Source organism: Kitasatospora acidiphila (assembly GCF_006636205.1).
Lineage (GTDB): Bacteria > Actinomycetota > Actinomycetes > Streptomycetales > Streptomycetaceae > Kitasatospora > Kitasatospora acidiphila.
In genome coordinates this window covers 116,489-136,605 of the sequence record NZ_VIGB01000003.1, presented here as the reverse complement: position 1 = coordinate 136,605, position 20,117 = coordinate 116,489, and the positions used below count along the sequence as shown (strand labels likewise).

The window sequence follows — 20,117 nt, the reverse complement described above, 5'->3', positions numbered from 1 at the left end:
ACGCACTCGCCCCGGCGCAGGGTCGGGACGAGGCGGCTCACCGGAGGTCGATCATGTCGGTACGCTCGCATCCGTTCACTCGCCTACTGGGCGCGGCCGTTGCCGTCGCCGCCCTGGCGCTGGGCGCCCCGGCGGCGTCCGCGGCCACGCCGGCGCACGGTGACGGTGGCGGGGGCTGGCATCCGTACCGCACCGGCGGCCCGTTCGACTACCCGGCCGGTACGGTCTGCCCGTTCCACCTGTACGTCAGCGTGCTGGTCGACCAGGAGGAGAGCAAGACCGCCGCCAGCTACCCGGACGGCTCACCGAAGAAGGAGCTGTTCCGCGGCCCGCTGGTGCTGCGCTACGCCAACGCGGACAGCGGTCGCAGCGTCGACCGGGACCAGAGCGGCTTCGGCATCCTCGACTACCTTCCCGGCGGCTACAAGGAGTGGGTGATCCCGAAGACCTCGCACATCAGCGCGGTGGTCCACCCGGGCGACCCGTACCACGCGACCGGGGACTACCTGTTCAGCGGCGGCGCGCGGCTGCTGATCCACCCGGGCCACCAGCCCCAGGTGCTGGAGCAGCACCAGGTGGAGAACCTCTGCGACACGCTGGCCTGAGGCTCACCGGTTCCGCCCGACACGGGGGTGCGGGCGGAACCGGTGGCATACCGCCGACAACTCCGCCGAGCTCGCCGCCCTGATCGCCGACTGGTTGACCGGGCACGGGCTGCTCGCCGGTGCGGCGGGCGGCGATGTCCGTTTCGTTCAAGACTCCCCGGGCCCGGCCCCACTAGCGTGACGATCATGACTGCACAACCACGCATCAGCTTCATCGGCCTGGTCGCCTCCGACATGGCGGCAACGCTCGCCTTCTACCGCCGGCTGGGCCTGGCCATCCCGCCCGACGCGGACGCCGAACCCCACGTCGAGTACGACCTGCCCGGCGGCCTCAAACTGGTCTGGGACACCGTGGCGACCGTCCGCAGCTTCGACCCCGACTGGACCCCGCCGGTCGGCGACCACCGGATCGCGATCGCCTTCGACTGCGCGCAGCCGGCGGAGGTGGACAAGCTGTACCAGGAGCTGCTGACCGCCGGCTACCGCGGCCACAACGAGCCCTGGGACGCGTTCTGGGGCCAGCGCTACGCCACGGTGCTCGACCCGGACGGCAACGCGGTCGACCTGTTCGCGGTCCGCCCGAGCTGAGCGTTGTCCAGCTCGCCAGACGGCCAGGACGCGTCGGGCGGCGGCGCAGCATGATCAATGCGGCGGCCCCTGTCACCCAGGCGTGACCGCTCACTCCTGGAGGCGGCCCTCCTCGGCGAGCAGCAGCCCCAGCGGCAGGCCGGCCAGGGCGCGCACCTCGCGGCTCAGGTGCGCCTGGTCGGCGTACCCCGCCACCGCGGCGACCCGCGCGAACGGCAGGCCGGCCCGCGCCTGGTCGAGGGCCCGGCCGAGCCGCAGCACCCGATCCAGCGTCTTCGGCCCGTAACCGAACGCGTCCAGGCAGAGCCGTCGCAGCTGGCGCTCGCTCAGCGCCAGCCCACGCGCGATCTCGGTGACGGCCAGCCGCTGTCGCACCCCGCGCAGCACCGCCTCCGGCACCGGGGCGCGGCGGGCCGGCGCCCGGCCCAGCGTGACCGCCACGGCCTGCAACGCGGCGGCGCGGTCGGCGGCGTGCCAGATCCGCTCGGCCGATTCGCGCACCTGGCGCTGCGGCCAGAGCTGGTCCAACGGCACGCGCCGGTCGGTCAGTTCGCCGGCGGGCACGCCCAGCACCAGCGGCCCGGTGCCCGGCGCGAACCGCAGGCCGACATAGCCGTCCCCGGCCCGCCCCGGAACCAGATGGGCGGCGGAGTCGGGGCCGGCGACCAGCAGGCTGCCGCCGGTCCAGATCAGATCCATGCAGCCGTCCGGCAGGATCCGAGCCGGCGCCGCGGTGTCGCGCTCCAGCCGCTTGGACCACACCACCGCGCCCGGCACCGCCTCGGATCGCTGCTCGCTGTACACACCCCTATTCAACAGCGGCCCCGACGCACCGGGCGACCGTCACCAGCGTCCCCGCCGAGCTGGGCGACCGTCAGCCGGCCGGGACGAGCCGGGCCACCAGTTGCTCGACCAGCTCGGCCGGCTCGGTGCCGCCCAACACGTCCGGCAGCGTGAGGTGTTCCATGATCAGGCCGGTCATCGCCAGATAGATCAGCACCACCGTCTCGCGGTCGCCGGGGAAGCCCTCGTCCAGGTGGTAGGCGATGTTGCTCTCCAGCTCGGCCCGCATGGTGCCGGAGAGTTCGGCCCGGACCTCGGGGCGGCGGGTGGCCTCCAGGCGCAGTTCGAGCATCGCCAGATAGCCGTCCCGGTCCGCGCAGACCCGGCGCAGCAGATCGCGCATCAGCGCCGCCACCAGGGCGCGGTCACGCGGGGCCCGCAGCAGCTCGGCCAGCACGACCGGGTCGGGCGTCAAGCGGTGGTGGATCCGGCGGGCGGCCTGGTGGAGCAACTCGTCCCGGTTGGCGAAGTAGTTGGACGAGGTGCCGGCAGGCACGCCGGCCCGCTGGTCGACCGCGCGGAAGGTGAGGCCGCGCGCGCCTTCGGCGGCCAGCACATCGATGGCGGCGTCGGTGAGCGCGGCGCGGCGTGCGGGGTTCTGGGCCATGCGTCCGGTCCTCTCCTTCAACAGGCGCCGCAACGTTTCGACGTCACCAGGCGCGTCAACTTCAAGGGCGCGCCAATAGGCGCTTGCAACCACTACAGGCAGAGTACTATAAATGGAGTGGTTAACGCTGGCGGGCGGAATTCGCCCACCGACAGCATGGGGGACATGTATGCGAACGCTCAGCTATCTCGTCGCCGTCACCATCGACGGCTACATCGCCGGTCCCGACGGTGAATTCGACTTCTTCGCGCCCTATCTGACGCCGGACTTCCTTACCCACTACATGGCGGAGTACCCCGAGGCCATGTCCACACCCGGGCGGGCGGGGCTCGGCATCGCGGACGCGCCCAACCGCCGCTTCGACACCGTGCTGATGGGGCGCGGCACTTACCAGCCCGGGCTGGACATCGGCCTCACCAGCCCGTACGCCCACCTGCGGCAGATCGTGCTGTCCCGCTCGCTCACCGAGAGCCCCGACCCGGCCGTCGAGGTGACCGCCGAGGACCCGGTGGCCCTGGTGCGCCGGCTCAAGCAGCAGGACGGGCTGGGCATCTGGCTCTGCGGCGGTGCCGACCTGGCCGGCCAGCTGCTCCCCGAGATCGACGAACTGATCATCAAGCAGTCCCCGGTGCTGGTCGGCGCCGGAATCCCGCTGTTCCGCGCCGAGTTCGGTCCGCGCGCCTTCACCCTGGCCGAAGTCCGGCTGTTCGACGAGGGCCAGCAGATCCTGCGGTACGTCCGAACGGCCGCCTGACGGACCTCAGTTCGAGGCGGGTGGCGGGTGCAGCGCATTGATGTCGGCGGTGCGGGCGTACCAGGCGGCGCTGGTCTTCGGGGTCCGGCGCTGGGTCGGGTAGTCGACGCAGACCGCGCCGGACCGCTTGCCGTAGCAGGCCGGGATTGGCCCGGGCCGTCTCGGTGAGCACGTCGTGCAGACCGCTCGGGTCGATCGCCCAACCCATCGCGGTGGCCCGGCCGGGCGGTTGGTGGAAGAACATCCGCTCGGCGCCCGGCCAGGGCGAGTGGTCGCCGGGCCCGTGCTTGGGCATGCGGCGGCGGGCGGGGGCGCCGAAACTCAGTCGAAGTACACCACCAGGCGCACCCCGTCACCGCCGAACCGGCCGGCCAGCGCGCGCAGGACGGCGAAGACGTGCTCCCACCCGCTTCCCGGGCCGAGAGCGTCGATGCCGGTCAGGTCGGCCCGGTCGAGCTCGGCGCAGCTCACCCAGGTGGCGCCGTGCACCGCCGAGTCGATGCCCTGGACGCGCTCGAACTCCTCCCGCAGCTCGGCCGAGACATCCGCCGGCAGCCCCCGACCGGCGGCGACGGGGGAGTACCCGGCGCTGTTGCGCACGCCGAACAGCACGGCGAACGCCGAGTAGTCCCGGTCGTCGTAGAGCGGTGAGAGGTCCATCAGGCGCTGCCAGGCCGGCCATTCCCACCAGTCCTGGTCGGCGCAGGGGTGGCGCACCTCGATCGCGCCGTAGATGTCGGTACCCATGGCGGGCAGCGTAGGGGCGGGCGATCCCGGTGACCACCCCTGGCCGCTCTGGGATGCTTCGGAGCGGTGCTGAACACGGTGAGGAAGGGCCGGGCATGGGGATCGTGATCGGGGTACTGCTGGCGCTCCTGGTCGGCGGCGGGGCGGCGGTCGCCTGGCAGCTGTCGCGCTACCCGGGCGGCTGGGCCTACGCGTTCGGGGCCGCCTTCGCGCCGGACCGGCGGCAACTGGCCGCCGCCCGCCGCACGGTGGGACACCTGCACCGCGCGGCGAGGCGGGAGTTGACGGGTGCGCAGGCCGAGGTGCGGGGCGCCGAGGCGCGGCACCGGTACGAGGTGGAGCTGGCGGCCCGGCGGGTCGAGCAACTGCGCTGTCCCGGCCGGGGCCCGCTGCTGGTGCGGCTCGGAGTGCTCGCGCTGCACCGGCATGCGGTGGTGGTCGGCGCCGAGGAGCTGCCACTGGCCGGGCTGACCGTCCGCATCGAGCGGGTCGACCGGCGCCACTGCCTCCACTTCGCACTGCCGGGCGGCCGAGTGCACCGCCAGATGTTCGAACAGGGCTTGCACGGCGAGGAGGAGGTGCGCCGGTTCGGCAACCGAGTGGTGAACGCCGTGGCCGAGGAGCACGCCCTGTTGAAGCGCCGCGACCAGTTGGTGGCCGCGGCGGAGGCCGAGCTGAAGGAGCTCGAACAGCGCTCCGCACCTCAGCGGTCCGCACGCGACCGGCTCGCCGAGCTGACCGAGCGCCAGGGGGCGGACCAGCGCCCGGCCGCGGCGGCCACGGCCCTCGACGATGCCCGGGCGCACTGGCACAACCTCACTGGCCGGTTGCCCCGCTGACACTCAGCTTGGCGTTTAACCTCGCTGGTCACTCGACCGGCTGAGATCCATGGGTTCTGCGGGCACGCGACGCGGCCGTTCTTCACGCTTCGAGATGTCGAGTCACGAAGCACGAGAGAACGGCCGCTGCCTATGAGTCTCCCCGTCCACGCGGCCACAGGCGAGGCATTGGACGTCCTGTCCCGCTTTCGGGTTGAGTTCTACGAATCCCTGTACGCCCGCCCGGACGCGCTCTTCGAGCTCACGGACGCGGTCCTGTGCACGGACGGGCCGGTGAAGACACTGGTCGAGCTGTCGCTCGCGGCAGAGCACCGACGCGGGCACGGCGCCCTGTACCAGGCCCTGGACCGGGGCTGGGCCGAGTCGGCCCGCCTGCGCCGCGCCCTGACCGACTTGCCGCTGCCGAAGGCCGCCGACGGGCGGATCGTCCTGGCCGTCGACGTCAGCAACTGGCTGCGCCCCGACGCCCCCACCAGCAACGAGCGGCTGTTCTGCCATGTCTACGGCCGCGGCGACCGCTCGACGGACCAGTTCGTGCCGGGCTGGCCGTACTCCTTCGTCGCCGCCCTGGAGTCCGGCCGCACCTCCTGGGTCGCGCTGCTGGACGCCGTTCGCCTTGGTCCCGCAGACGACGCCACCGGCGTCACCGCTATTCAACTGCGCGACGTGGTCGGGCGATTGATGGAAAGCAAGCAGTGGCACAACGGCGATCCCGAGATCCTGATCACGATGGACGCCGGCTACGACGTCGCCTACCTCTCCCACGCCCTGGCCGACCTGCCCGTGGTGCTGGTCGGACGCCTGCGCTCGGACCGCGTCATGCTCCGCGACGCCGGCCCCGCCCGCTCCGGCCCGAAGGGCGGCCGGCCCCGCAAGCACGGCGGCGTCCTCACCTTCGCCAAGCCCGACACCTGGCACGAACCCGACGTCACCACGGCCACGGACACCACCCGCTACGGCAAGGCCGAGGCGACAGCCTGGGACCGGATGCACCCCAGGCTCGCCCACCGTGGCCCGTGGCTCGACCACGCGGAGGAGGAACTACCCGTCCTGCACGGCACGTTGATCCGCCTGAAAGTCGAGTACCTGCCGGGCGACCGCGAACCGAAGCCGGTCTGGCTGTGGTGCTCGGCCGCCGGCGCGACGGCCGTGGCCGTGGACCGCTGGTGGCAGTCGTTCCTTCGACGCTTCGACCTGGAGCACACGTTCCGGCTGATGAAGCAGACACTCGGTTGGACCGCCCCGAAGGTCCGCCACGCGGATAGTGCCGACCTGTGGACCTGGCTCATCATCGCCGCCCACACCCAGCTCCGCCTCGCCCGACCGCTCGCCGAGGACCTTCGCCGCCCTTGGGAACGCCCGGCCGAGCCGCGCCGTCTCACCCCCGCCCGGGTGAGGCGGGGGTTTCGCAACGTCCGCGCGATGACGGCCCGCCCGGCCGCCGCACCGAAACCGTCCCGTCCCGGACCGGGACGGCCACCCGGCTCGAAGAACAAGCACCGGGCCAAGCGCCACGACGTCGGCAAGACCGTCAAACGGGCCGAGTCGATCAAGGAGCACCAGGCCCAGCGAGGTTAAACGCCAAGCTCAGTCAGGGGGACAAGTGCCAGTGCAGTAGGGTTCGAACGCGTGCGGCCGATCGACAGGGCGATCGGGCCGCGCACCCGCCACCGTGCCGCCACTCCACGGCGCTGGTCATGGAGCGGGAAGGGCCATACGCTTTTCCATTGGCCGGCAGCCAATGCTCACCATCAGGGGGAACGGGGAATGTGGAGCCGAGGGACGGTTCTCGGGGGCCGCTACACACTGGTCGAGCGCATCGGCGGCGGCGCGATGGGCGAGGTCTGGCGGGCCGAGGACCAAGTACTCGAACGCCGGGTCGCGGTCAAGATCGTGCTGCCCGCGCTGCTGGACGACGCCGACTTCGCGCTGCGGTTCCGGCGTGAGGCCAGGATCCTCGCCTCGCTCAGCCACCCGAGCATCGTCGACATCCACGACTACGGCGAGGACGACGACCAGCCGGATGACCGTCTCGCCTACCTCGTCATGGAGCTGGTCGACGGCCGGCCGCTGGACGCGATCCGCGCAGAGCGGGGCCGGCTGCCGGCCGAGGAGGCGCTCGACCTCGTCGCGCAGGCGCTGGAGGCCCTGCAGATCGCGCACGAGCGGGAGATCGTGCACCGCGACATCAAACCGTCCAACCTCATGGTCACCACGGGCGGGTTGGTCAAGGTCACCGACTTCGGCATCGCCCGGGCCCTGGCCGGCACCAAGATCACCACTTCGCACTCGGTCTTCGGCACCGCCCTCTACATGGCGCCCGAGCAGGCCGAGGGCCAGGGCACGGTCGTGGCCTCCGACCTCTACTCGATCGGTGTGGTGGCCTATGAACTCCTCACCGGTGAGCTCCCGTTCACCGGTGAGACGGTGCTGGAGATCGTGCTCAAGCACGTCCGCGAGCCGGCCCCCGCCCTGCCCGAGGAGTTCCCCGAGCCGGTGCGGGCGTTCGTGGCCCGGGCGCTGGCCAAGTCGCCCGGCGACCGCCATCCGACGGCGGCCGCGATGGCGGTGGCGGCCCGGCGGGCGGCCGAGGGCCTGCCCGACCTGACGCCCCCGCCGGTCGCCGGTGCACCGGTTGCCGCCGCGCCGGGCGCCAGCGCGGCTGGCGAGGCCGCTGACGAGGCTTCCGAGGACGGCGAGTCGGCGCCCACCGAGCCGGCCAAGGCCCTCGCGGGCGGTGCCGAGGCGCCCGCCGCCGCGCGCACCCCCACCGAGCCCGCCAGCCCGGTCGCGGACGGCCCCACCCCGGTCGGCCGTGACACCGGCAGCACGGAGATCTCCAGCCAGCCGACCGTGCTCGGCGCGCCGCAACCCGTCTGGTGGAAGCGGCGGCGCCGGACCACGCTGATCCTGGTGCCCTGCGTGATCGTCGCCTCGGCGGGCATCGGCGTGGTGCTCAACCTGGACGAGTCCCCGCACACCACCGCCCTGCTGCCCGGCGCCCAGCCGCTGGCCTCGGCCTCCCGGTCCGGCGGATCGGGCGGCAGCGGCTCATCCTCGGCATCGGCGAGCAGCTCGGTGAGCGCCCCTGCGAGCGCCTCCGGAACCTCAGCCGGCTCGCCGTCCGCGGCAGCCTCCGGCGGCGCCCCCGCCACTCCGGGGCAGAACGGCGGCGGATCGCAGCCGAACCCGGCCCCGAACGGCGGTGCCCCGGCCGGGGGCGGCGGCAACTCCGGCAGTGGCAACTCCGGCAGTGGCAACGCCGACGGCGCCCCGGCGGGCGGCGGCTCCTCGGGCGCCGGCAAGGGCGGCGCGTCGGCCGGTTCGGGCAACGGGCCCGGCGGCGGCGCGGGCGGTTCGGGCGGCTCAGCGGGCAGCTCGTCGGGCAGCGGAAGCACCCCCGGCGGCGGCAGCACCCCGGGCGGCGGCAGCGCCCCGGGTGGCGGCAGCAACCCCGGTGGGGGCAGCAACCCGGGTGGCGGCAGCAATCCGGGCAGTGGTGGTGCCAACACGCCCCCGTCCGGCTGCGGCGGCGGCACCTGGGGCTACATCACCAACGTCGCCGACGGCCTCAAGCTGGGCTTCTCCGGCAGCATGACCGGCGGCGCACCGGTGGTGATGAACGAGAACACCCAGTACGGCTGGGTCTACGTGCCCGGCAGCTTCGACGCCTTCTACCCGTGCAACACCAGCAGCCCGGCCCTCAACGACGTGCCCAACTTCGGCGGAACCTCCAACTCCCTCGACCTGCGCGGGATGCAGGACTTCAGCCCGTACTTCATGCTGGCCGCCGGAAGCACCCGGGGCGCCCACCTGATCGAGGACTCGCAGGGCGGCCAGGGGCACTGCATGACCGATCACGGATCGGGCCGGCGGGTGACCATGGACGCCTGCGTGCCCGGCGACAAGGCCCAGGAGTGGTACATCCCCTGAGCGCGCCGGTCCCGAGAGGTTTCGCCGAGAAGTTGCAGAGCGATCACCGGTTGCGAAGCATGAGCGTGTGGGCGAAAAGTCGCACGCCTCATGCTTCGCACCGCTGACCGGAGCAGCCACGGCGAACCGGACGCCGCCCCGAACGGACGGAAGGTGTGCCATGACCGACTGGGACGACCGGGACTTCATCCCGGTGGAGGACGACGGTGTGCTGCAGCCTGCGGATTCGCTGGAGAGCGACCGGCTGGGCGACGACCCGCTGGACACCGGCCTGACCACCAGCGGCGGCTACCGGGGCGCCACCGCCTACGGCACCACCCCGGCCGAGGGCAACCAGGGGGAGTCACTCGACCAGCTGCTGGCCGCCGAGGAGCCGGACGAGCCGCCGGACGCGGTCGACGACCGCTGGAGCGACGGGCCGCGCCCCCGGGCCGGGCGGCTGGTGCCCGGCCCGGACGACACGCTGGCTTCGGACGTCGGCCGGGACTGCGGGGCGGCCAGCGCCGAGGAGGCCGCCGTCCATGTGACCGACGCCGACGACGACGCGGACGCCCAGCTGGGCGACGCCACCGAGCCGGAGAGCCTCAGCGAGGCGATCCGCTACGCCATCCTGGACGACCTGGAAGGCGCCACCCACTCCGACGACTACCGCTGAGCGAGCCCGTCGGACGCGTGGCAACGTCCGATCAGGCCTGGACGTCCGGCCACGTCCGATCGGGCCTGGCGGATCCCCGGCTGCCGCTGCCGCTACCGCTGAGCGGGCCGGGAGCACGTCACAGCCGCACGAACGTGAAGCCCTTGGCCTTCAGTGCGGGGAGCACGGTCTTCAGCGACTCCAGGGTCTGCGTACGGTCGCCGCCGCCGTCGTGGCAGAGCAGGATGTCACCCGGTCGGGCGGCCATCAGCTTCTGGGTGATCTGGGCGACCCCGGGGCGGCTCCAGTCGCGCGGGTCGACGTCCCAGTCGATCGGGATCATGCCGTACTTGGCCGTGGCCGCGAAGATCTCGGTGGACCAGTCGCCGCCCGGCGAGCGGAACAGCGTCGGCGTGGGCGCCCCGGCGTCCACGATCACCGACTGGGCGTTGGCGATCTCCGCCTCGATCTGCGCCTTGGTGCGCTTGGAGAGCGGCTGCGGGTGGGTCATGGTGTGGTTGGCCACCATGTGCCCGTCGGCGGCGATCTGCCGGATCACGTCCTTGTGGACGTGGGCCTGGCTGCCGATCACGTTGAAGGTGGCCTGGATGTCGTACTTGCGCAGCAGGGCCAGCAGCTGCGGGGTGTAGAGCGGGCTGGGGCCGTCGTCGATGGTCAGCGCGATCGCGTCGGACGGGGCGTCGGGCAGGATGTCGTGGACCTTGAAGACCGGCTTGGTCCGGGCGGCGACCGTACCGGTGGCCGTCGGGCTGGGCAGGCCGGCGGCCGCCGACGGGTTGATCGGGGCGTCGGGGGAGAAGGAGTCCGAGGGCTCGGGCGCCGCCCCGTTGGACGCATGGGAGCTGTCCGAGCAGCCGGCCAGCGTGCCGACCGCGAGGCTCGCGGCGCCGGCCGCGGTCCAGGCGAGCAGTCGGCGGCGCGGCTGCGGAATCTTGGGCGATATCGACACGGGGCCCTCCTTGATGGCAATCCCTCCCCCGACGGAAGACACCACGCATCGCGGCAGTGGTTCCCCCGTCCCCTGTGTCGATCATCTTATGGTCAGACGTCCGCCTCTCCGGACATCGGCGTGTCGTCTCCGGATACCGGCGTGTCGCCGGCGAACCGATCGAGCGCCGCCAGGACATGGCCACGGGTGGTGGCGTTGAGGCCGCCGAGGTGGCCCGCGTCCTCGACCACGTGCAGCGCCACGCCCGGCCACGCCTTGGCGAGCTCCCAGGCGGTGTCGAGCGGGCCGCCCATGTCGTACCGCCCGTGCACCAGCACCCCGGGGATCCCGGCCAGCTTGCCGGCGTCCCGCAGCAGGGCGCCCTCCTCCAGGAAGGCCCCCTGCGAGAAGTAGTGGGCGCAGATCCGCACCAGCGCCGTCTGGGCGTCGTCCGGCCGGTCACCGTAGGGGTTGAAGGAGCCGCCGGTCTCGTTGGACAGCACCGCGTCCTCCCAGGCGACCCAGTCGGCGGTGGCCTTCGCCCGCACCGCCGGGTCCGGGTCCTCCACCAGGCGCGCGTAGGCGGCCACCACGTCCCCGTCGCGGGGGGTGCCCGGCGCGCCGGCCAGGAACCGGTCCCAGGCCTCGGGCTGGAACCGGCCGGCGCCCCGGTAGAGCCAGTCGAGCTCGTAGCGCCGGGTGGTGGTGACGGCGGAGATCACGATCTCCGAGACCCGCTCCGGGTGGGTCTCGGCATAGGCCAGGATCAGCGTGGAGCCCCAGGAGCCGCCGAACAGCAGCCACTGCTCGATGCCCAGGTGCTCGCGGAGCTTCTCCATGTCGGCGATCAGGTGGGCGGTGGTGTTGTGCCGCAGGTCGGTGGCCGGGTCGGACGCGTGCGGGGTGCTGCGGCCGCAGTTGCGCTGGTCGAACAGGACCACCCGGTAGCGCTCGGGGTCGAAGTAGCGGCGCGACCGGGGACCGCAACCGGAGCCCGGCCCCCGTGCACCACCACCGCGGGCTTGCCGTCCGCCCGTCCGCAGACCTCCCAGTAGATCTGGTTGCCGTCCCCGACATCGAGCATCCCGCTCTGGTACGGCTGGATTTCCGGATACAACTCGGCCATCTCGGCCCCCTCCACGTTGTTGGTACGGCGGCATCGCGTAGATGCAACAGCACTGTTACATTAGACCGTATGAGTGATCAAGCGCTTGGTGGTTATCCGCTCGGCACCCGGCTGCGCCATCTGCTGGAGCTGCTGGACGGCGATGTCGCGGCGGTCTACGACGATCTCGGCCTGCCGGGCTTCCGGCCGCGCTACGTGCCCGTGGTGCGGGCACTGGTGGCCGACGGGCCGAGCAGCATCCGGGACTTGGGGCGGGCGATCGGCGTGACCCACTCGGCCGCCAGTCAGACGGTCGCGTCGATGGTCAAGGACGATCTGGTGGTGCTGGCCCCCGGCGCCGACGCCCGGCAGCGGATCGTCCGGCTCAGCCCGCGCGGAGAGGAACTGCTGCCGGTGATGAACGCCGAGTGGGACGCGACCGTCGCGGCGGCCGCCGCGTTCGAGGCCGAGCTGCCCTATCCGCTGAGCCGGCTGATCGAGGAGGCCGTCGAGGCGCTGGGGCGCCGCTCGATGCGGCAGCGGATCGCGGACGCGGCACCGGGCCTGACGAGTGGTCGGGCCGGCGAGCCCGAGGGGTGACGGCGGGTCAACCGCCGCTCAGCACCTGGCGTATCGCCGCGACCACGGCGTCCACCGGGAAGCTGTGGCAGGCCGTCAACTCGGCCTCGGCCACGGCCTCCTGAAGCTGATCGGGGTCCGCTTGGCGCAGCCGCCCGCGCAGCAGGGCGAGCAACTCCTCGGGCACCTGGGGGCGGGCGCCGGCCAGGATCGCGGCGTCGTCCGGCTCGGCCGGGCGCGGCGACGGGGTGCGCCGCGGCGGCAGCGCGTCGGGGTGGGGGAGCGGCGCCCGGGGCGGGGCCGGGCGTGGCGCCAGGGCCGGCACCGGCAGGCGCTTGCTGGCGTAACGGGCCGCCGGCAGGCCGACCTTGCCCGGATGCACGCACACCGGGACCCCGGCCGCCGTGTAGCGAAAGCCCGTCGCCGGATCGAACGGCGCGTCCCGGGACGGCCGCCGGTACACGTCGAACCGCCCGGCCGGATACCGCAGCGCCGGGCAGAACCAGCAGACGTCATGGTCGCCGTCGTCGTCGATGAACGGCTCATCCGCAGGCATGTCATCCGCAGGCATGATTTCGCAGCCTACCTCGCACAACTCCCAGGACACTTAGGGCTCACGGGAACAGCCGGCCCGCGCTCGGGTGGTCCTGGGCGGCGTCCACGCAGATGTTGGCGCCGTTGATGCCACTGGCCCGGGGCGACAGCAGGAAGCACGCGACGTCGGTGACCTCCCGCAGCTCCACCAGCCGGCCGCGGGGGAAGTCCTCGCGCTCGAACTTCTCGAACCGCTCGGGGTGGTGCTCCTTGAACCACTCCCAACCGCCGCCCTCGGCCAGCACCGAGCCGGGGCTGAGCGCGTTCACCCGGATGTTGCGCGGGCCCAACTCCTGCCCCAGCGCAGCCGCCAGGTGGATCTCGGCGGCCTTGGCCGACGCGTAGGAGGACTTCGGACCCGGCTTCCAACCGGTGATCGAGGCGACCACCACCGCACTGCCGCCGCCCTGCCGTTCGAAGTGCGGCACCGCCGTGCGGATCGCATGCGCCGCGTGCAGCACATTGATCGCATAGGTCTGCGCCCACTCCTCGGGCGTCGAGTCCAGCAGGCCGCCGCCGAACGCACCGCCGGCATTGGCGACCAACAGGTCCAGCCCGCCCAGCAGTTCGGCGGCGTCGTCGACGGCTCGGCCCAGCTGCTCGGGGTCGGTCACATCGGCCTGGACACCGGGCAGGCCGGTGGCTGCCAGTCGCTCCGGGTCGCGGCCGCAGACGGCCACCTGGGCGCCCTCCGCGACCAGCGCCCGGGCCACGGCCAGCCCGATGCCCTGGGTGCCACCGGTGATGAACGCCTTCTTGCCCGCAAGTCCAAGATCCACGCCTGACAAGATCGCACCTGACGGCCGCTCAGGGCAAGGGAGGGCCTCAGGAAGCCCGCTCGCGCAGCGCGTCGTGCAGACCGGCGGCGAGCGCCAGGTACTCCTCGGGGTCGCCCGCCGCGAAGTGCAGATCGAGCAGCACCTCGGCGTCCAGCGCCTCGACCACACCGCTCAGATAGCCGACCAGCTGGCCGACCGTGCCCCGGCGGGGCACCTGCGCCTCGGGCGCCGGCTCGGCCGTCAGCACCGGGTTGACCCGGACCACCAGGCGCAGCGCCTGCGGGTCACGCCCGGCCGCCTCGGCGCGCTGCAGGACGGCCCGCCACATCTGGGTCAGCACCGGCAGCGGCAGCCCGCCGGCCAGCCAGCCGTCGGCCCGGCGGCCGACCCGCTCCAGGGTGGCCTGGCTGAAGCCGCCCAGCAGCACCGGCGGGCGCGGCCGCTGCACCGGCTTGGGGCTCATGATCGCCTTGGGTATGGTCCAGTGGGTGCCGCGGTGCTCGATCACCGCGTCCTCGGCCCAGACCCGCTCCAGCACGTCCAGGGTCTCCTCCAGCCGGGCACCGCGCCCGGCCCACGGCACGCCGACCGCCTGGTACTCGTCCTTGGACCAGCCCAGGCCCAGGCCGACGTCCAGGCGCCCCCCGCTGACGTGGTCCAGCGTGGTCAGCGAGCGGGCCAGCAGCACCGGCGGCTGCCAGAGCGCGTTGAGGGTGCTGCTGCCCAGCCTGACCCGGCTGGTGACGGTGGCCGCGACGGTGAGCAGGGCCAGCGGGTCCAGGAAGACCTGGTGCTCCTCGGGGGCGTTGCCGCCACCGCCGGGGTACTGGCTGCGCGGTGCGGTCGCGACCAGCAGCCGGTCGCCGACCCAGAGGCTGTCGTAGCCGATCCGCTCGGCGGTGGTGGCGGCTCGGGCGGCGAAGTCGGCATCCGCGAAGCGGCCGTACTGGGGAATGGACAGTCCGATGTGCATGGCGCTCAGCCTTCCATGGCCGGGTTGACGTTTGATGAACGTCGGATCAGCGGGTGCCGGTTCACCAGTCGTCGCCCGGCGGACCGGGCGGCTGCCGGGTCACCCGGGGGACGACGACCGTGCGGCGTAGCGGCGGCAGGAGGCGGTGGGGCTCGTCGCGGTGGTTCCTGCGGTGCGGGGTGGTGCTCGCCAGCGAACTCCCGCCGGTGCACCCCGGTCCAGCCGCCACGCCCGTCAGCCACTCCCAAGAGCGCCGGGAACCGGGTCGGTTGACGAACGGTCCGGTGCGACCTGACGATCACGCGATTCGCAGGCCGATGGCGACCATGACACGGTGGCGGCGAATCCTGCCACTGCCGCTGTGCCACCTCCGGATGATCTGATGACCGGATGGATTCCACTGATCTGACCATCGACCAGGTGCGGGTCTTCACCTGCCCGGACGGTGCCTGCGGCAATGTGCTGGGCGTGGTTCGGGACGGCGCCGCGATACCCGAGCAGCGGGACCGCCAGGAGCTGGCGCGCCGGCTCGGACACAGCGAGACCGTCTTCGTGGACGATCCCGGGCGCGGCGCCCTGGAGATCTACACGCCCAGCGTGCGGCTGCCGTTCGCCGGCTACCCGCTGATCGGCGCGGCCTGGTTGCTGGGGCTGGACCGGATCACCCTGGACGTAGCCGACATCCCCGTGCGGCGGGACGGCGAGCTCACCTGGATCACCGCCCGGCCCGACTGGGCGCTGCCCCGGACACTGCGTCAGTACCGCACCCCCGACGAGGTCGAGGCACTGGCCGTGCCCGAACCGGGGGAGTGGACCTACGCCTGGGCCTGGCAGGACGAGTCCGCCGGCCGGATCCGGGCGCGCGGCTTCCCGGGCCGCGGTGACGGCATCCAGGAGGACGAGGCCACCGGCGCGGCCGCGCTGCAGCTGGCCGGACAGCTGGGCCGTGCGCTCACCGTCACCCAGGGCGCCGGGTCGCAGCTGTTCACCCGGCCGGCCTCCGACGGGCTGATCGCACTCGGCGGACGGGTGCGGCTCGACTGACCCCAACCCCCACCCCTGTGCGAATCTTGACGGCATGACGATCATCGGAGCGGACGAGGTGGAAGCAACCGCGACGGGCGCACTCGACTGGCTGCTGCACACCGCGCGGAGGACCGACGGTGACGGGCTCGCCTGGCCCACCCGGCCGTCCGAGGACGAACTCGACCCCACCCTCTACAGCGGCACCACGACCTCGGGCGTGGTGCCGGCGCTGCTCGAAGCACGCCGGCACTTCGGGGACGACCGCTACGGCGACGCCGCCCTGCGCGGCGCCCGGAGCCTCGCCGCCACCGTGGCCGACACCCCGTTCATCGCCGGCGCTGCGGCCGACGGCTGGCCCATCGACTCGTTCCACTTCGGGCTGGCCGGCATGGCCTTCGCCCTGCACGCCGTCGGCAGGGAACTGGGCGACTCCGCCGCAGCGGCCGCCGCGCGCCAAGCGCTCGCCATGGTGCCCGAGCGCTTCGACGGGACCCGCTGGAGCCTGTTCGTCGAGCTGTTCGGCGGCAATGCCGGGATCGCGCTCGCCGCCCTCGAGGTCGGCGACATCGAGCTGGCGCTGCTGGCCACCGAGCCCTTCGCGCGCATCGCCGAGCCCACCCCGCACGGGGTGCAATGGGAGGCCAGGACCGGCCGGGAAGCCCGGCAGCACCACATCTCGCACGGCACCCTCGGCATCGTCTACGCCCTGGCCGCCGTGGGTCGGGCCGCCGACCGGCCCGACCTGCTGGAGCTCGCGGCCGCCGGCGCCGCCGACGTGGTCTCCCGCAACGAGGCCGGCCCGGCCGGGTTCCTGGTGCCGCACTCCGACCCGCAGCAGCAGCACCCCGGGCTCGAGCGCTACAACTACGGCTGGTGCCAGGGCCCGGCCGGCGACGCCCAGGTGTTCCGGCAGCTCCACCGGGTGCTCGGCGATCCGTCCTGGGCCGCGCTGGTGGACCGCTGCTGGCACACCGTGCGGCAGTCCGGGCTGCCGCAGCGCCTGCGCCCGGGTTTCCGGGACAACAGCGGCCGCTGCTGCGGCACCGCCGGGGTGCTGGCGCTCGCCTGCGACCGGCAGGTGGAGAACGGCGACGGCCGCGAGTTTGCCGACGTCCTGGTCGCCGACCTGCTGGCCCGGGCCACGGTCGACGCCGACGGGGGCAGGTGGTCCAACACCGAGCACCGAGTCACTCCGAGCGAGCTGGAACCAATGCCCGGCTGGGCCATGGGCAACGCGGGCATCATCCGCGAGCTGCTCCGCTACGCGCGGCTGCGCGCGTCCGGCGAGCCCGGGTACGCCGTGGACTGGCCGGATCAGCCGCTGGTCGCCGCTACTTCCGCTTGGCGGCCTGCTTCGCAGCCTTCTCCTGCTTCTCCTTGAGCCGGTCCGCCTCCCGGCGCACCTCGGCCTGGATGGTCTGCTCGCGCTGCAGCCACTCGGGGGCGGCCTCGCGCAGCTCCTGGATCTGGGCGGTGGTGAGCGCCTCGGTGACACCGCCGCGAGCCAGGCCCGAGGTCGAGACGCCGAGCCGGGCGGCCACCACGGAGCGCGGGTGCGGGCCGTTCTTGCGCAGCTCGACCAGCCACGCCGGCGGATCGGTCTGAAGGGAGCTCAGCTCATCGCGGGAGACGACGCCCTCCTGGAACTCGGCGGGAGTGGCGGGCAGGTAGATCTCGAGCTTCTTCGCCGCCGTGGCGGGCTTCATGGTCTGGGTCGTCTTCGGCTTGAGCGATGTCATGGGCACAAGGTTAGTCGAGTTTGGGCCCATCCCGATCACGGACGGTAGCCTGGGCCCGTGACAGAGAACCAGGCGACCTCCTCGTTCCGGCTGGCCTATGTGCCGGGCGTGACTCCCAGCAAGTGGATCCGCATCTGGGAGCAGCGGCTGCCCGAGGTTCCGCTCACCCTGCTGCCGGTCACGGTGGCCGAGGCGGAGCAGGCCCTGACCGGCGAGACGGCGGACGCCGCGCTGCTGCGGCTGCCGGTGGACCGGACGGTGCTCAGCGCCATCCCGCTCTACACCGAGACCACCGTGGTGGTGCTGCCCAAGGACCACGAGCTCACCGAGGACGAGGAGCTGCTGGTCGAGCAGCTGGCCGACGAGGTGATCTGGCACCCGCAGGACGAGACCATCCACTGGGAGACCCGGCCCGGCCGGCCCGGCTACGAGCGGCCGGCGACCACGGGCGACGCGATCGAGCTGGTCGCGGCCAACGTCGGCCTCCTGGTGGTGCCGCAGTCCCTGGCCCGGCTGCACCACCGCCGCGACCTCACCTACCGCCCGCTGGTGGACGCCCCGCAGTCGCAGGTCGCGCTCTCCTGGCCGGAGCAGCGGACCACCGACCTGGTGGAGGAGTTCATCGGCATCGTCCGCGGCCGCACGGTCAACAGCTCCCGGGGGCGTACCGCGGCGGCCGCGGAGGCGAAGCCGCAGGCCAAGAAGGAACGCAAGCCGGCTGCCGCGGCGGCCCGCAAGCCGGGGCCCAAGCCGGCCGCCCGCACCAGGGGCGGCGCGGGCGCGGCCAAGCGCGGCGGCGGCAAGCCGCGCCGGCGCGGCTGAGCGGGTCTGCTCGGGCACTCGGGCGTGCTCAAGGCCCGAGCAGACCCTGAGCCCGCCTGAGTGCCCCTGAGCAGCCTTGAGTGCCCTGCTCCTGAGCATCAGTCCCGCAGCGCCGGGTGCTCGGCGAACCGACGGATCGCGACGTCGCCCAGCAGCCCGGTGAGGGGGCTCAGCAGCCGGGCGCCGGGGAACCGGAAGCCGCCCAGCGTGGCGAACCGGGTGCCCTCGCCCTCCGGCACGGCGGCCATCGCGCCGACCACGAAGCGGCTCTGCATCAGGCACCAGCCCGGGCGCAGCACCACCTCGAAGTCGGCTTGCTGCCCGAACCGGCCCACCGCATGGGCCCGTAGCCGCTCACCCTCACCGCCGGTGAAGCGGAAGCTGCGCACCGTGGTCAGCAGGCGCGGCAGCTCCCGCTCCAGATCCGAGGCGACCGCCCAGACCCGGTCGACCGGCGCGGGCAGCAGGACCTCGCGGTGCCGCAAGGCGCCCGGGACCGTGGCGGCCAGCACCCGGAGCCGGCGGATCGGGTCGAGCTCGGCGACCATCCAGTTGTCGGTCACGACTCCCACACCTTCCGAAAGCTCCGCCGGGCCCGGGCCAGCCGGGAACGCACCGTGCCGAGCGGCACGGCCAGCACCGAACTGGTCGTCGTCTCGTCCACCCCCTCCAGGTCGCGCAGCACCAGCACCGCCCGGTGCTCGGGGGTGAGCCGGGCCAGCGCGTCCTCGACGTCGGTGGCCAGCTGCGGATCGCCGGCCGCCCGCAGCTCGTCGAGCGGTGCCGTGACCGTCCGCCCGGCCCGCTGGGCGACCCGGACCGCCTCGCGCACCGCGATGGTCCGGGCCCAGCCGAGCAGCGCCGCCGGCTCGCGCAGCTGCCGCAAGCCGCGCAGGATCACGATCAGCGCGTCCTGGGCGGCATCCGGGCCGTCCTGCCGGGCGATCGGCCCGCAGATCCGCCCGACGTACGGCGTCAGCAGCTCCATCAGCTCCGCCAGCGCCAGCGGATCGCCCCGCTGGGCGTCCCGGACCAGCGCCGGATCGATTCCGGGAGTCGGCCCGGCCTCCTGCTGCACGGCGGTCGTCACCCCCTCTCCACCTCGGGCATTCTGGCAGCCCGGAAGTGCTCCCGGGGGGCCTCGGCTACGGCGGCCGGGTTCTCCTCGGGCAGCAGGTGCCCGCCCGGCACCACGCGGACCGTGACGCCCGGTACCTCACGGGCCGGCCGGGTCACCGGATCCCGGTCGCCGCACAGCAGCAACGTCGGCACGGCCAGCCGCTGTCCGCGGTGCCGGCCGGCGGCCAGTGCCGGGATGTCGTGCAGCACGAACTGCCAGAGCAACTGCTCCGCCACCCGGGCCCGTTCGGGGGCGCGCAGCGCCTGCACGAACTCCTCCAGCACCGCGGGCTCCCAGCAGGACGGGTCGGCGGTCCAGTGGCGCAGCAGGAAGCGGGTGAAGCCCGGCCAGTGCCGCAGCACCCGCCGCCCGATCCCGGGGTACTCCCAGAACGCGGTGTACCAGAACCGCCAGGCGTCCAGCGGCAGTTGGCCCTCGGCACGGCGCCAGGGATGCGAGGTGCCGAGCGCCAGGTAGCCGCCGAACCGCTCCGGGGCGGCCAGGCAGAGCAGGAAGCCGAGCCAGCCGCCGCACTCATGGCCGATCAACTGCACCCGGGCCAATCCGAGTTCGTCCAGCACCGCGAGCACGTCCTGGACCAGCTCCGCACTGCGGTAACCGCGTCTGGGCGCCTCGGACCAGCCGCAGCCGCGCAGGTCGAGGCAGATCAGCCGGTAGTCGTCGGCGAGTTCGGGCAGCACCCGGTGCCAGGCGTACCAGTGCTGGGTGAAGCCGTGCAGCAGCAGCACCGGTTCGCCGTCCACCGGGCCCGCCTCGGCCAGATGGAAGGCGACGCCGCGCGCGCTGACGAACCGGTGGGTGACGCCCGGGACATGGGGGAGCGGCCGGTCGGGTGTGGCGTGTCGAGTTGTCCGCATGTG

22 protein-coding genes and 1 pseudogene are annotated in these 20,117 nt (G+C 73.2%); 11 read left to right on the top strand and 12 right to left on the bottom strand.

What is annotated here, in order from left to right; genetic code table 11:
* The first annotated feature begins 53 nt into the window (after positions 1-53).
* Both E6W39_RS01915 and E6W39_RS01910 read left to right on the top strand, forming a co-directional pair.
* A complete protein-coding gene (locus E6W39_RS01915; protein ID WP_141631956.1) occupies positions 54-605 on the top strand; it encodes a hypothetical protein in 552 nt (183 codons plus the stop codon).
* Between the two features lie 186 nt (positions 606-791).
* Positions 792-1,193 carry a VOC family protein gene (locus tag E6W39_RS01910; protein WP_141631955.1) on the top strand — a complete coding sequence of 134 codons (402 nt, stop codon included), beginning with the start codon at positions 792-794 and terminating at the stop codon, positions 1,191-1,193.
* A 90-nt stretch (positions 1,194-1,283) separates the two neighbouring features.
* Here the strand turns inward: E6W39_RS01910 and E6W39_RS01905 are convergent, their stop codons facing one another.
* Both E6W39_RS01905 and E6W39_RS01900 read right to left on the bottom strand, forming a co-directional pair.
* Positions 1,284-1,997, bottom strand: coding sequence for a helix-turn-helix domain-containing protein (locus tag E6W39_RS01905; protein ID WP_407658347.1), 714 nt, complete (start codon positions 1,995-1,997; stop codon positions 1,284-1,286).
* Between the two features lie 70 nt (positions 1,998-2,067).
* Complete coding sequence (locus E6W39_RS01900; protein WP_141631954.1) at positions 2,068-2,643, bottom strand: TetR/AcrR family transcriptional regulator; 576 nt, start codon at positions 2,641-2,643, stop codon at positions 2,068-2,070.
* Positions 2,644-2,812: 169 nt separating this feature from the next.
* Here E6W39_RS01900 and E6W39_RS01895 point away from each other — a divergent pair, with 169 nt between their 5' ends.
* Complete coding sequence (locus tag E6W39_RS01895; protein ID WP_141631953.1) at positions 2,813-3,397, top strand: dihydrofolate reductase family protein; 585 nt, start codon at positions 2,813-2,815, stop codon at positions 3,395-3,397.
* A 321-nt stretch (positions 3,398-3,718) separates the two neighbouring features.
* Here E6W39_RS01895 and E6W39_RS01890 read toward each other — a convergent pair whose 3' ends face one another.
* Positions 3,719-4,144: a hypothetical protein gene (locus E6W39_RS01890; protein ID WP_141631952.1), complete on the bottom strand. Its 426-nt coding sequence runs from the start codon at positions 4,142-4,144 to the stop codon at positions 3,719-3,721.
* A gap of 95 nt (positions 4,145-4,239) precedes the next feature.
* On the opposite strand from E6W39_RS01890, the gene E6W39_RS01885 reads away from it, so the two are divergent.
* From E6W39_RS01885 to E6W39_RS01870, 4 genes are all read left to right on the top strand, one after another.
* Entirely contained in the window at positions 4,240-4,983 is a 744-nt protein-coding gene (locus E6W39_RS01885; RefSeq protein WP_141631951.1) for a hypothetical protein, read from the top strand.
* A 132-nt stretch (positions 4,984-5,115) separates the two neighbouring features.
* Complete coding sequence (locus E6W39_RS01880; protein WP_141631950.1) at positions 5,116-6,561, top strand: NF041680 family putative transposase; 1,446 nt, start codon at positions 5,116-5,118, stop codon at positions 6,559-6,561.
* Between the two features lie 189 nt (positions 6,562-6,750).
* Complete coding sequence (locus tag E6W39_RS42585) at positions 6,751-8,916, top strand: serine/threonine-protein kinase (protein ID WP_141631949.1); 2,166 nt, start codon at positions 6,751-6,753, stop codon at positions 8,914-8,916.
* 160 nt (positions 8,917-9,076) lie between these two features.
* Positions 9,077-9,571, top strand: coding sequence for a DUF5709 domain-containing protein (locus E6W39_RS01870; protein WP_141631948.1), 495 nt, complete (start codon positions 9,077-9,079; stop codon positions 9,569-9,571).
* Between the two features lie 118 nt (positions 9,572-9,689).
* On the opposite strand, the gene E6W39_RS01865 is transcribed toward E6W39_RS01870, so the two are convergent.
* On the bottom strand, positions 9,690-10,520 hold the full coding sequence (locus E6W39_RS01865) for a polysaccharide deacetylase family protein (protein ID WP_181799043.1): 831 nt from the start codon (positions 10,518-10,520) through the stop codon (positions 9,690-9,692).
* Between the two features lie 92 nt (positions 10,521-10,612).
* Positions 10,613-11,625 (bottom strand): annotated as a pseudogene (pip, locus tag E6W39_RS01860) (prolyl aminopeptidase).
* A 69-nt stretch (positions 11,626-11,694) separates the two neighbouring features.
* On the opposite strand from pip, the gene E6W39_RS01855 reads away from it, so the two are divergent.
* Positions 11,695-12,204, top strand: a complete 510-nt coding sequence (locus tag E6W39_RS01855) for a MarR family winged helix-turn-helix transcriptional regulator (RefSeq protein ID WP_141631946.1) — start codon at positions 11,695-11,697, stop codon at positions 12,202-12,204.
* A 7-nt stretch (positions 12,205-12,211) separates the two neighbouring features.
* Here E6W39_RS01855 and E6W39_RS01850 read toward each other — a convergent pair whose 3' ends face one another.
* From E6W39_RS01850 to E6W39_RS01840, 3 genes are read right to left on the bottom strand one after another with little or no spacing between them, the layout of a single operon-like run.
* Entirely contained in the window at positions 12,212-12,754 is a 543-nt protein-coding gene (locus E6W39_RS01850; RefSeq protein ID WP_141631945.1) for a hypothetical protein, read from the bottom strand.
* 43 nt (positions 12,755-12,797) lie between these two features.
* Entirely contained in the window at positions 12,798-13,556 is a 759-nt protein-coding gene (locus E6W39_RS01845) for an SDR family NAD(P)-dependent oxidoreductase (protein ID WP_141631944.1), read from the bottom strand.
* A 46-nt stretch (positions 13,557-13,602) separates the two neighbouring features.
* Positions 13,603-14,529 (bottom strand): TIGR03619 family F420-dependent LLM class oxidoreductase, encoded by a 927-nt coding sequence (locus tag E6W39_RS01840; RefSeq protein WP_141631943.1) that lies wholly within the window; start codon positions 14,527-14,529, stop codon positions 13,603-13,605.
* Positions 14,530-14,919: 390 nt separating this feature from the next.
* Here E6W39_RS01840 and E6W39_RS01835 point away from each other — a divergent pair, with 390 nt between their 5' ends.
* Positions 14,920-15,573: a PhzF family phenazine biosynthesis protein gene (locus E6W39_RS01835; RefSeq protein WP_141631942.1), complete on the top strand. Its 654-nt coding sequence runs from the start codon at positions 14,920-14,922 to the stop codon at positions 15,571-15,573.
* A gap of 34 nt (positions 15,574-15,607) precedes the next feature.
* A complete protein-coding gene (locus tag E6W39_RS01830) occupies positions 15,608-16,936 on the top strand; it encodes a lanthionine synthetase LanC family protein (RefSeq protein WP_141631941.1) in 1,329 nt (442 codons plus the stop codon).
* On the opposite strand, the gene E6W39_RS01825 is transcribed toward E6W39_RS01830, so the two are convergent.
* Positions 16,887-17,294 (bottom strand): DUF5997 family protein, encoded by a 408-nt coding sequence (locus E6W39_RS01825; RefSeq protein ID WP_141631940.1) that lies wholly within the window; start codon positions 17,292-17,294, stop codon positions 16,887-16,889. The genes E6W39_RS01830 and E6W39_RS01825 overlap by 50 nt on opposite strands.
* A 57-nt stretch (positions 17,295-17,351) precedes the next feature.
* Between E6W39_RS01825 and E6W39_RS01820 the strand changes: the two genes are divergently transcribed.
* A complete protein-coding gene (locus tag E6W39_RS01820) occupies positions 17,352-18,116 on the top strand; it encodes a LysR family substrate-binding domain-containing protein (RefSeq protein WP_141631939.1) in 765 nt (254 codons plus the stop codon).
* Between the two features lie 98 nt (positions 18,117-18,214).
* Here E6W39_RS01820 and E6W39_RS01815 read toward each other — a convergent pair whose 3' ends face one another.
* The 3 genes from E6W39_RS01815 to E6W39_RS01805 are packed head-to-tail and all read right to left on the bottom strand — an operon-like array spanning position 18,215 to position 20,114.
* Positions 18,215-18,679 (bottom strand): hypothetical protein, encoded by a 465-nt coding sequence (locus E6W39_RS01815; RefSeq protein ID WP_141631938.1) that lies wholly within the window; start codon positions 18,677-18,679, stop codon positions 18,215-18,217.
* On the bottom strand, positions 18,676-19,206 hold the full coding sequence (locus tag E6W39_RS01810) for an RNA polymerase sigma factor (protein ID WP_228717904.1): 531 nt from the start codon (positions 19,204-19,206) through the stop codon (positions 18,676-18,678). The genes E6W39_RS01815 and E6W39_RS01810 overlap by 4 nt, the downstream gene beginning before the upstream one ends.
* Positions 19,203-20,114: an alpha/beta fold hydrolase gene (locus E6W39_RS01805; RefSeq protein WP_141631937.1), complete on the bottom strand. Its 912-nt coding sequence runs from the start codon at positions 20,112-20,114 to the stop codon at positions 19,203-19,205. The genes E6W39_RS01810 and E6W39_RS01805 overlap by 4 nt, the downstream gene beginning before the upstream one ends.
* Between the last annotated feature and the right edge of the window lie 3 nt (positions 20,115-20,117).